The 11,992-nt window shown below is 51.5% G+C and carries 10 protein-coding genes; 4 read left to right on the top strand and 6 right to left on the bottom strand.

What is annotated here, in order from left to right; translation table 11 throughout:
- Positions 1–167: 167 nt before the first annotated feature.
- Positions 168–2,039, bottom strand: a complete 1,872-nt coding sequence (locus QUW60_RS06670; protein ID WP_289559367.1) for an AAA domain-containing protein — start codon at positions 2,037–2,039, stop codon at positions 168–170.
- Between the two features lie 10 nt (positions 2,040–2,049).
- Positions 2,050–2,970, bottom strand: a complete 921-nt coding sequence (locus QUW60_RS06675) for a DMT family transporter (protein ID WP_289559369.1) — start codon at positions 2,968–2,970, stop codon at positions 2,050–2,052.
- Positions 2,971–3,087: 117 nt separating this feature from the next.
- On the opposite strand from QUW60_RS06675, the gene QUW60_RS06680 reads away from it, so the two are divergent.
- From QUW60_RS06680 to QUW60_RS06690, 3 genes are all read left to right on the top strand, one after another.
- Positions 3,088–3,903: an AAA family ATPase gene (locus tag QUW60_RS06680; RefSeq protein ID WP_258338618.1), complete on the top strand. Its 816-nt coding sequence runs from the start codon at positions 3,088–3,090 to the stop codon at positions 3,901–3,903.
- Positions 3,904–3,915: 12 nt separating this feature from the next.
- Entirely contained in the window at positions 3,916–4,914 is a 999-nt protein-coding gene (locus tag QUW60_RS06685) for a DUF4435 domain-containing protein (RefSeq protein ID WP_258338617.1), read from the top strand.
- Between the two features lie 279 nt (positions 4,915–5,193).
- Complete coding sequence (locus QUW60_RS06690; protein WP_289559372.1) at positions 5,194–6,069, top strand: hypothetical protein; 876 nt, start codon at positions 5,194–5,196, stop codon at positions 6,067–6,069.
- A gap of 121 nt (positions 6,070–6,190) precedes the next feature.
- Here QUW60_RS06690 and QUW60_RS06695 read toward each other — a convergent pair whose 3' ends face one another.
- From QUW60_RS06695 to QUW60_RS06710, 4 genes are read right to left on the bottom strand one after another with little or no spacing between them, the layout of a single operon-like run.
- Positions 6,191–7,027 (bottom strand): CvfB family protein, encoded by an 837-nt coding sequence (locus tag QUW60_RS06695; RefSeq protein ID WP_258338615.1) that lies wholly within the window; start codon positions 7,025–7,027, stop codon positions 6,191–6,193.
- Positions 7,024–7,686: an ABC transporter ATP-binding protein gene (locus tag QUW60_RS06700; RefSeq protein WP_258338638.1), complete on the bottom strand. Its 663-nt coding sequence runs from the start codon at positions 7,684–7,686 to the stop codon at positions 7,024–7,026. The genes QUW60_RS06695 and QUW60_RS06700 overlap by 4 nt, the downstream gene beginning before the upstream one ends.
- 38 nt (positions 7,687–7,724) lie before the next feature.
- Positions 7,725–8,447, bottom strand: a complete 723-nt coding sequence (locus tag QUW60_RS06705; RefSeq protein WP_289559375.1) for a tRNA threonylcarbamoyladenosine dehydratase — start codon at positions 8,445–8,447, stop codon at positions 7,725–7,727.
- On the bottom strand, positions 8,444–10,588 hold the full coding sequence (locus QUW60_RS06710) for a cation:proton antiporter (RefSeq protein WP_258338613.1): 2,145 nt from the start codon (positions 10,586–10,588) through the stop codon (positions 8,444–8,446). The genes QUW60_RS06705 and QUW60_RS06710 overlap by 4 nt, the downstream gene beginning before the upstream one ends.
- A gap of 174 nt (positions 10,589–10,762) precedes the next feature.
- Here QUW60_RS06710 and QUW60_RS06715 point away from each other — a divergent pair, with 174 nt between their 5' ends.
- Positions 10,763–11,773 carry an aspartate-semialdehyde dehydrogenase gene (locus QUW60_RS06715; protein WP_258338612.1) on the top strand — a complete coding sequence of 337 codons (1,011 nt, stop codon included), beginning with the start codon at positions 10,763–10,765 and terminating at the stop codon, positions 11,771–11,773.
- The last annotated feature ends 219 nt before the right edge of the window (positions 11,774–11,992 follow it).

Genomic DNA, 11,992 nt, shown 5'->3' on the forward strand with positions numbered 1-11,992 from the left:
GAAAACGCCTCCGGATGCGCGGATTTCCATCTGTCCGCAATCAGACAAAAAGCCATTTTCCTCGCATTTTGAAAGGCTGAGCGCAAATTACGCGACAGAAAGACAAAAATCTGATCCGCAACAGACAAGGCTCTTGGGCACCTCACGCCCAAAAGCCGGAAAGCCGCTTACTCCAGCGTGCCGATGTATTCATACAGCCGGCGGTAGAACGGATGCCGGGTAAGCGTGGAAGCGTCCCCCAAAATAATCAGTTTCATACGGGCTCGTGTAATCGCCACGTTCACCCGGCGAAGGTCATTGAGAAATCCGATCTGGCCCTCCTCGTTGGCACGTACCAGGCTGATGATGATCACGTCACGCTCCTGCCCCTGAAACCCGTCGACGGTATTCACCGTAATCAGCGGGCGGTAAGGCTTGAAGAAACAGTCTTTCTTCAGCAGCTGGCGCAGATACTGCACCTGCGCCTTGTAGGGAGATATCAGCCCTACGTCGATCCGCTCTTCCAGGAAACGCCCGCGGCCTATCTTGGAAATGTATCCTTTCAGCTGGGCTACCGACAGTTCCGCTTCGGCCTTGTTGATGCGTCCGTAGCTCTCGCCCACAAACTCTTCGTTGCAATCCATTCCTTCGGTGTTCACCCACTCGATAGGCGTGTCAAAATCAAGAATGCTGCGGTATCTGACATCCGGAGCCGACTGGAGCATGCCTCCGTAAAACCATTCGGAAGAAAAGCGCATGATGGCGTCATTCATCCGATACTGCACTTTCAGCAGTGAAACCACTTCCGGCTTGTTCTTCACCACAACCTGCATCAGCGTATCGCCCAAGCCCTGCCGCAAGGCCTCCATGCACTTCACGGTAGGCGGAAGCTGGCAATGGTCGCCGGCCAATATCACCCGGTCGGCCTTGCCGATGGCTATCCAGCAGGCAGGCTCGAGAGCCTGGGCAGCCTCGTCAATGAACACGGTGCCGTATTTCTGCCCCACAAGCACCCGGTTCGCGCTTCCGGCCAGCGTGCAGGCAATGACCCGCGCCTCGCTGAATAGCGATTCGTTGATACGGATTTCCAGATCCGTGGCCCGGTCTTTCAGCGAATTGATCTTGGTGCGCACCGATTCCCGGTCGGAAGCCTTCCGCAAACGCCCGTAAAGTTCCCTGACGGCTTTGCGGATGCTCCAAAGCTGGGGGTAGTCGGGATGCGACTCGAAACGCCGCTCATAGGTGAACGAAAGCATCTTGTCGTTCACACGGCTGGGATTTCCGATACGGAGCACGCTCACTCCCCGGTCGACCAGCTTCTCGCTGATCCAGTCGACGGCCATATTGCTCTGCGCGCACACCAGCACCTGATTTTCCCGGTGCAGGGTTTCGTAAACAGCTTCTACCATCGTCGTGGTCTTTCCCGTTCCGGGAGGGCCATGCACGATGGCCACATCCTTGGCGTGAAGCACTTTGTTCACCGCCTCTTCCTGCGTGCGGTTGAGCCACGGAAAACGGACCGGCTGGAAAGAAAAGGAAGAAGCAGGCCGCTGGCCGTGGAAAATATCTCTCAGTTCAGCCAGACGGTTGTTTTTTGCAGCAATCACCCGCTTCAGGGCCTCGAACATCAGCCTGTAGCTGGTTTCGTCAAAATACAGCTGCACCCCCAGCACTTCCTTGCCCTGAACCGCCAGCAGGGCATCGGCATTGGGAAGTGCCACAACCATGCGGTCTTCATCGACATAGCTCACCGTGGCCACGAAGTTCAGGTAAGTGATCTTTCCGCTGAAGTCCTGCGTGAAGAAACACACCGGCTTCCCGTATTCAAACACATGCTCTATATCCTTGTCCTCCCTTCTCTCCACCTCAACCACAAGCTGGTTCAAAGCGTTGTAATAGCTCCGCCCGACGTTGAGCGGATACCAGCACATCCCGCGTTTGATCTTGCGTCCGATGCCCATCACTTCGGTCTGCTGCCTGAACTGCTCTTTTTCGTATTCGTATTCCATTTTCAGCAGTTCGTACTGGCGCTGAAGGTATAATACAGGAGATTCTGCCATACGCGTCCTGTTATCTGTTTTCATTCCGTTCCGCCAGCATCTGCGCACGCGACTTGCTCTGGGTCACCACATAAACGCCGGTAAATATCAGCACGGCGGCTATACCTTTCACCCATCCGAAACTTGCCATGCCTGCAAGCACCGCAACGCTGCTGCCCACCACCGGCTGCATATAATTGTACATGCTCACCACCGTAGGCCGTAGCGTCTTCTGCCCCACAAGCATCAGAATATACGCCACATAGGTACCGAACAGCACCACATAGCCAACTTCCAGCCACACTTCCATCGGGAACGAAGCCCAGTCTGTGGAAGAAAAGTCATTGTACGAAAACGGGATGAAGCAGATGGCGGCATACGTGAACATCCATTTCATCAGGGTAATCACATTGTAGCGGGCTATCAGTTTCTTGAAAATCGTCAGGTAGCAGGCGAAGCTCACCTGAGCCATCACACAAAGCGCATCGCCCAGAATGCCCCCTTCTTTCTCTCCTCCTCCCTGATTGCTCATGATCAGCACCAGCGCTCCCACCGAGCCAAGAAAGATGCCCGTAACCTTTTTCGGAGTGACCGGCTCTTTCAGAAACAGGGCGGCCAGAATCATGGTCACAATAGGCATGGTAGTGGTCACAATGGAAGCGTCGACCGGCGACGTAAGCGAAAGCCCGAAAGTGAAGCATCCCTGATTGCATACGATGCCCAGCAGGGAAGCGAAAAAAAGCATCAGCAGGTCGTGATGGTTCACTTTCTCCTGCTTCACAAACAACGAGGTAATCCAGAAACAGCAGGCTGCCCCGATCATGCGCATGTTCGCCAGACTAAGTCCCGAAACGCCCGCCTCCATCGCCGCTTTTCCCACCGGCGACATCAGTCCCCACATACTGGCCGCTCCCAGCAAAGCCAGATGTGCCTTTATGTCCTTTGCATTCATAATACATTCCTATTTTTCCGCAAAGTTAGCATGATTCTGAAAAAAGAACGATACGGATTGATTTATTCCGCAAAATTTTCTACATTTGTTAGAAACAATCTTCAATTTGTTACAGCCATGAAAAAAAAGGCAGACTATATCAAACGCATCGAGATAAAGGGCCTGTGGGGACGCAAGAACATATCGTGGGAACTGCGCCCTGACGTAAACATCTTGAGCGGGGTAAACGGAATAGGAAAGAGTACCATATTGAACAATTCGGTGACCAGCCTGACCATGCTGGAAGGAGGCGCGCTGAAAAACGGCGTGCAGCCGGGAGTTTCTTTCGTGTTTTCTCCGGAAGACGCCACTTACATTCATTTCGATGTCATCAGAAGCTTCGACCGCCCGCTGCTCAACTCGGAACTTCTCGGAAAAATCGGAAACCAGAAAGTGAAAACAGAGCTTGACTGGCAGCTTTACCAGCTCCAACGCCGCTACCTCGACTATCAGGTGAACATCGGAAACCGCATCATCGAACTGCTCACCGGAGGAAAGCCCGAAGACGCTTCCGAAGTGTCACGGCCCAAAACCAGTTTTCAGAATCTGATTGACGACCTGTTCAGCGAAACCGGAAAAAAGATTATCCGCAAGAGCAACGAAATCCTGTTTGAGCAGGACGGGGACACGCTTACCCCCTACCAGCTCTCGTCAGGCGAAAAACAGATGCTTGTCATTCTGCTCACCGTGCTGGTACAGGACAACCAGTCGTATGCGCTCTTCATGGACGAACCGGAAATCTCGCTCCACGTCGAATGGCAGCAGCGCCTCATCTCCCTCATCCGGAGCCTGAATCCGCACGTGCAGATCATCCTCACCACGCACTCTCCGGCTCTCATCATGAACGGATGGATTGATGCGGTAACGGAAGTCAGCGACATAACCACTCACTAAAACTTTAGGATTATGGGAAAAAGACTCACCGAAAACCTTTCTTCCCTGTACGTTGGCGCGGCAAACAAACTGAAACCGAAACATGCAAGAAGAAAGATAGTTGCCTATGTGGAAAGCTACGATGACATTTCGTTCTGGCGGACATTGCTTTCGGAGTATGAAAACGACAGCCGCTATTTTGAGGTGATGCTCCCCTCGCGGACATCACTGGCCAAAGGCAAGAAAACGGTATTGATGAACCAGCTCGGAAACCAGCTCGGCGAGAACATGATCGCCTGCGTAGACAGTGACTATGACTATCTGCTGCAAGGATGCACCAACACCTCGCGCTATATGCTGAAATGTCCTTATGTCATGCAGACGTATGCGTATGCAATCGAAAACTACCATTGCTATGCAGAAGGACTGCATGACGTATGCGTCATGGCTACGCTGAACGACCATAAGCTGGTCGACTTTCCGGAGTTCATGAAGCAGTATTCACAAATCGCCTATCCGCTTTTCATCTGGTCTATCTGGTTCTACCGCCACCATATTCTCTCTGAATTTTCGCTGATGGACTTCTGCTCGTATGTAAAGCTGGACCATGTAAACACATACCACCCGGAATGGTCGCTGGAGGCTATGGAAAGGAAGGTGAAGCGCAAACTGCGCGACCTGGAACACAAGCACAGGAATGCCATTCCGGAAATAGAGTCCATGAAAACCGAACTGAAAGAGCTGGGAGTGCATCCGAATAACACATACATGTTCATACAGGGACACCACATCATGGACAATGTAGTGATGCGGCTGCTCATCCCTGTCTGCACCATCTTGCGCAGAGAAAGGGAGCAGCAAATCCACAGCCTCGCCCTGCACAGCATGCAGCTGCAGAATGAACTCACCAACTACGAACGCTGCCAGGTCAATGTAGAACAAGTGATTCACCGCAACACAAACTATACAAGTTCGCCGCTCTATCAGATGATCAGAAAAGACATCGAGAAGTTTCTGAAAATCATCAAATAGGACAGACACACAGAAGCCAAGCAACCGCAGCCTGAAAACAGACATAAACGCAAAGGCACAAAACAGGAATTTCATCTGACCGGAAGCCAGCGCCTTGTGCCTGCCCTTTTGCGCTTTTCGCTCCGCTCCGGACTGCAGAGAGGCTTGCAAACCATGCGCCCGCTTTTCTGAAAACTCCCCTGCGGCATAGGGAACTCCCTATGAACAAATAGGGGAAATCATCTTGCAAGGAGATTTTTCTCTGCATACTTTTGTATCAGAAACCAAACAGATGAAGCCATGAAAGCAAGAACCTTAATGTTTACTGTCCTGGCGGCCTGCCTGAGCATTCTGCCGGCATCCGCAAGCGTATTCGGCGACATACGCGTAAATGCCCGCTTTCTTACCGACCGTATGGCGTTCGAACTGCACCTGAGTACAGACCAATACAACGACCTGTATGAGATCAACTATGATTTCTTCACCGGAATCAATCCGTACATCGCACGGATAGCAGCAGCCGATGCAACAGCCATCGACCTCTATTACCGCTACCTTGACATACGCAACGACGACCTGCGCTGGGTCCTTTCAAATGCGGAATATGCACGTTTCATCGCGCTCGACTATTTTTTCCACCCGGTCTACACCTTGAACAACGTATGTTACCTGCGTATATATAAGGTATACCCGAACCGGAATCATTTTTATTACAGACCTCCCAGGCATTATCTGACCTACCGGGGCGGACACTGCCGTTCGCATTTCGGCGGAAGAAGTTATTACCAGCACATTTACCCTGTGCGCTATCACCATCCCGTATATGCACATGCAAGGCCTGCACGTCCCCATGCCCCGCACCGTGACTTCGGAAGGCCGGGAATAAGGCCGGGAAGACCTGCTCCGGGAAGGCCGCACACGCCTCCGCAGAAAAATCCGGGATTCCATTTTACTCCGTCCAACCGACATCCGGGAAATCAGACCGACCGCCCCGGTACGGCAAGACCCCAGAAGCCGCACGCAAACAGGCCGGAAGCCAAACCGGGCAGACCGAACGTTTCACGCCCCGACAGGCCGGACACTCAAAGAAAACCGAGAACAGACAACCGGCATAGCGGCAAGCGGCAGAACCGGTCGGCACAACAGGCACGCCGGAACGAAGCGAAAAGACTATAAAGTGCGCGGGCAGAAATACCAAACGCAAAGTCACAGGATTCTGAAGTTCATGCAGCCAGACTTCAACATGCAATCTCTGTGACTTTGCGTTTCAGCGTTTCAACTTGTCCAAATGCAGATTTCAGGCCAAACGGATGCCGCCGTCTTCAAGCACAATCAGGCGTTTCTTATAGAGTTCGCCTACGGCTTTCTTGAATGTTTTCTTGCTTACGCCAAAAGTATCATAAATCGTTTCGGCGTCCGTTTTGTCATTGATTGAAGTACGTCCGCCCTTATCCTTGATAAACTGCAGAAGCACTTCCGCAAAATCATCAACCTTGCGGAAACCCGCCTGCTGCAATTCCAGATCAATCTTGCCGTCAGGGCGTACCTGCTTCACAAACGCAGGAAGCTTCATGCCTGTTGCCAGCTGCTGGAAAATCTCATTATGGTACAGCATGCCTCCAAACTTATTGTCCACAATCACCTTATAGCCCAAATCAGTGCGCTGCCATACCATCACTTCCACCTCGTCGCCCGGCAAGTAGTCTGCCCGTTCGCGCGAGAGATAACGCTCCACCCTTGCAGAGCCCATGATACGGTAACTCTCCTCATCAAGATCCACATACACCACATAGCGGCGTCCTTTCTGCATCTTGACTTTTTGCTCGCGGAAAGGCACGAACAGATCTTTCATCAGTCCCCAGTCGAGAAAGGCGCCATACTCATTCACCCACGCCACCTCCAGGCATGCGAAATCGCCTACCTGCGCATAGGGCTGCTGCGTAGTAGCCACCAGCCGCTCTTCCATATCAAGGTAAATAAACACGTTCAATATGTCGCCGGGAGCACTTCCTTCAGGCACATACTTCAACGGAAGCAGAATCTCTCCGTCTTCATCTCCGTCAAGATATACACCAAAATCCACTTCCTTAACTATCTCCAACTGATTGTATCGTCCTAATTTTATATGACTCATAATTCTTCTTTTTTAATTTTTCCGTCAATGATATGTATTGTTCTGTCTGTCTTTGAAGCCAGCCCTTCGTCATGGGTCACGATAACAAAAGTCTGCCCCAGCCGGTCACGCAAATCAAAGAACAGACGATGCAGTTCTTCCTTGTTCTGCGTGTCGAGGCTTCCCGAAGGCTCATCCGCCAACACCGCCGAAGGACGGTTCACCAAAGCGCGTGCAACCGCAACGCGCTGCTTCTCTCCCCCCGACAATTCGGCCGGCTTGTGCGAAGCACGATCCTGCAGGCCCATCAGCTCCAGCATTTCCATAGCCTTCCGGCGAGCGTTCCCTGCCGACTCCCCTCGTATCAGAGCAGGTATCGCAACGTTCTCAAGCGCTGTAAACTCAGGCAAAAGCTGGTGAAACTGAAACACAAAACCGATTTCCTTGTTCCGGAACGCTGAAAGAGCTTTCTCATTCAGACGGTTCACCTCGGTTCCGTTCAGCACGACACGCCCCGAATCAGGTCTGTCAAGGGTTCCCATGATTTGCAGAAGCGTTGTTTTTCCGGCTCCGCTGGGTCCGACAATGCTCACAATCTCTCCTTTGGCGATTGTCAGATCGATTCCTTTCAGTACCTGCAAGGAACCGAAACTTTTTGTTATACCTTCCAGTTCTATCATCATTTAATCTGTCTTTATTCTTGATAACTTCATGCCAGCTACAATTTTCCAATCACATATTCGGCCAAATAACATCCGAATACAGCCGGCATATAGCTTATAGTGCCTACGGTAGATTTCTTGTTGGCCTCTCCTTCTACCAGCACCACAGCTTCCGGGTCGGCCTGCTCCGTACTGAAGACAACCGGAAGCTTCCGCTTCATTCCCATCTTCTGCAGACGCTTTCTCACCGCCTTGCTCAATCCGCAGTGGTATGTATCCCACAGATCAGCGAACCGGACCTGAGTAATGTCTTTTTTAGCTCCCGCTCCCATGCTGCTGACGATCTTCATCCTGCGCTTCAACGCATGATAAATCAGAAAACATTTGGGAGCTACAGTATCTATCGCATCTACGATGAAATCAAACGCTGCACTGTCCAGCAGTTCGGGTATCGCCTCATCTTTCAGATAAACCGGCATCACATGCAACTCCAGTTCCGGATTGATATCCCTGAAACGCCCGGCCAGCACATCAACCTTGAAACGGCCCAAAGCCGAACGGAGAGCCGGAAGCTGGCGGTTCATGTTGCTCGGCTGCACCGTATCGGCATCCACAATCGTCATCTTTCCCACTCCGGCACGGCAAAGCATTTCGGCGGCATAAGCGCCTACGCCTCCCACACCGACCACCAGCACATGCGCCTTGCGCAGCCTCTCCATCTTTTCCTCACCCAGCAGCAGTTCGGTGCGCTGCTGCCATTCATCTCTCATTTCACTCATGAATCTTTCTTAAACCATTTATAGAACCAGTTTCCCACCTTATCATAATATTGCGTTTCGGCCCAGCCGCGCGGGTCGGCAAACGACAAAGCCTCATTGGGGTCACCCTTCTGATCCGGATAAAGCAGCATGATGCTGCAATTGTTGAAATACCTGGACACCTGCATGGGCAGACGCTCGAACGCCGAATCATAAGAGATCGATCCCCGGCGTGCGCTGACAATCACCAGCAAATGGTCGAAGTTCACCTGTCCGGTAATAATCAGCAGGTCATCCCAGTCTTCCAGTTCCTGATATTCTGTCAGCACATCCTTGTGCTTCTTCTGTATATACCCTTTCAGGTAGCCCAACGTCTGCGGATGAGCGAAAAAGTGCAAACGGCATCCCAACTGGGAACTCATGCGGCAGAGATGGGTGATCCATTTGACAAAGCCATGCTCAAACTCCGACTTGGGAGGCACTGCAACGATGATGCGGCGCAAGGTATTGACCGGCATCAGAAAGCGCGCGATCATCACCTGACGGTAAGTATTCTTGAGCAAGTCCTCCGTGAGGTTTCCAAAGAAAGAGTCGACGATGCTCGCCTTGTGATGCAGTCCGATGATAATGCTTGTGGCATCCACTTCCTTGGCCGTATGCAGAATGCCCGTCGCAATATTCAGGTCGAAACGGCTCAGCGCCCTCAGCGAAATATTGGCCGATGCAGCTATCTGTCCCGCACGCTCCAGGCTTCTTTTTCCTTTCATTTCCAGACGCACGGAATCGTTGTTGTCGTTAATCACATTCAACGCCACAAGGTTGCCGTCCATTTTTTCGTTACGGACCACCAGCGCCAACTGCATCAGGCTTTCCAGCGTGTCAGGGTTCGCAACCGGGATCAGGATGCATTCCTTGTCGTTTTCTTTATCCTCGTCCACCTCCACGTCATCCATCACAATCCGCTTGGCAGCATGTTCCGTCATGAACGAACTTACTACGCAAGTGACCAGAATCAGCAGAATGGTTCCGTTCAGCACATCTTCGTTCAACAGACGCTCTCCGCCGGGAAGAACGATATTATATCCCACCAGTACAGCCGCCAGCGTAGCCGCAGCCTGTGCATTGCTCAGCCCGAACATCAGTTCGCGCTCCACCGCCCGCATCCGATAGATCTTCTGTGTGAGCCATGAAGCGATCCACTTGCCTGTCAAAGCCACAACAATCATCACCGAAGCCACCTTGATAGAATCGAAATGCCCGAACAGAATGTTTACATTGATAAGCATTCCGACACCTATCAGAAAATAAGGAATGAACAAGGCGTTCCCCACAAACTCCAGATGGCTCATCAGCGGAGAAACATGAGGGATAAGCCGGTTCAGAACCAGTCCTACAAGAAAAGCGCCCAAAATGCCTTCCATCCCGATAAGCTCCATCAGAGCAGCGCCCAGAAACATCATCGCCATCACGAAGATGTACTGCACCACCTGATCGCTGTACCGCCGGAAAAACCAACGCCCGATACGCGGAAAGGTCAGCATGATCAACACGCTCAGCACCACGACTTTCAGCACAAGCCACACAAGAAACATGTCAGAGGTTTCTCCCTTATACATGCCCGCAATGACCGCAAGCACAAGCAATGTCAGCGTGTCGGTTACCGCCGTACCCCCCACCGCAATGCTCACCGCCCGCTGCCGGTTGATTCCATAACGGATTACAATCGGATAAGCGATCAGCGTGTGCGACGCATACATGCTGGCAAGCAGCACGGAAGTTACAAGCGCATAATCAAGCAGATAAAGATTGGTCCAGATGCCTATTCCCAGCGGAATGACAAAAGCCAGGATTCCAAGCACCGTGGCCTTCACGCGGATGCTCTTGAAGTCCTCCATGTTCATCTCCAGCCCGGCCAGAAACATGATGTAATAAAGCCCCACCTTTCCGAAAAGCTCGAAACTGCTGTCGCGCGCAAGGATATTGAAGCCATGCTCGCCAACGACAATACCTGCCAGTATCATCCCGATAATGTGCGGAATGCGCAGTCTTTCAAGCAGAATCGGCGCGAAAAGTATGATTACCAATACCAAAAAGAAGATCCATGTCGGGTCAGTGACAGGCAAGCTTATATCGAAACGAACCAAATCGAGCAATTCTTTCATAAAAAGGGAAGACTTTAAATCTATTTGGGTACAAAAATACGAAAAAAGTTCCGCATTTTCACTTCTGTATCCCAAAATGTTGTAATTTTGCGAATTGATTGAAAGCTCTGATATTTTGCCACACTTTCCGTCATATACGATGCAATAAGGAACTAATTTAACAGATATACGAAGATGAAAGTAGCAATTGTAGGTGCGAGCGGTGCCGTAGGACAAGAGTTTCTGCGGGTGCTCGATGAAAGAAATTTTCCGATCGACGAACTGCTGTTATTCGGCTCATCACGCAGTGCCGGACGCAAATACACATTCCGGGGAAAAGAAATCGAAGTCAAACTTCTGCAGCACAACGATGACTTCAAAGGGGTAGACATCGCTTTCGCTTCGGCGGGAGCAGGCACATCGAAAGAATTTGCCGGAACAATCACCAAATACGGCGCAGTGATGATAGACAACTCCAGCGCATTCCGCATGGAAGAAGACATTCCGCTGGTCGTTCCGGAAGTGAATGCGGAGGATGCGCTGAATCGTCCGCGCAACATCATCGCCAACCCGAACTGCACGACCATCCAGATGGTTGTAGCACTGAAAGCCATCGAGAACCTGACACACATCAAACGGGTGCATGTGTCAACCTATCAGGCAGCCAGCGGCGCGGGAGCGGCAGCTATGGACGAACTGTATGAACAATACCGCCAGGTGCTGGCCGGAGAACCGGTAAAGGTGGAAAAGTTCGCATACCAGCTTGCATTCAACCTGATCCCTCAGATCGACGTGTTCACGGACAACGGATATACAAAGGAAGAAATGAAAATGTATAACGAAACGCGCAAGATCATGCACTCCGACGTGAAGGTAAGCGCAACCTGCGTACGCGTGCCGGCCCTGCGCTCGCACTCTGAAAGCATCTGGATTGAAACGGAACGGCCGGTTTCGGTAGAGGAGGCAAGAGAGGCTTTCGCACACGGAGAAGGACTGGTGCTGATGGACAATCCCGAAAAGAAGGAATACCCCATGCCGCTGTTCCTCGCAGGCAAGGATCCCGTATATGTGGGACGCATCAGAAAGGACCTGGCCGACGAGAACGGACTCACTTTCTGGATCGTTGGCGACCAGATCAAGAAGGGGGCTGCACTCAATGCCGTACAGATTGCCGAATACCTGATCAAGGTGAAAAATATCGGATAAAGCAGACGGAAACGGACAGGTTGCCTGCCAGCCGACGGACTTCAAAAGCACGGCAGAGGGTACGCTTGTTTTATATGCCTTGAATTATTCTTTATCTCCAGGCTGGAGATATGTGTCTTCACATTAAAGATATGTATCTCCAGTCTGGAGATTTGCATCTCTAGTCTGGAGATATAGATTTTGCCCCAGAAAGCGTTTTTTCCGAACGCCGTTCCTGCC

This window comes from Bacteroides gallinaceum (assembly GCF_030373775.1).
Taxonomy (GTDB): domain Bacteria; phylum Bacteroidota; class Bacteroidia; order Bacteroidales; family Bacteroidaceae; genus Phocaeicola; species Phocaeicola excrementipullorum.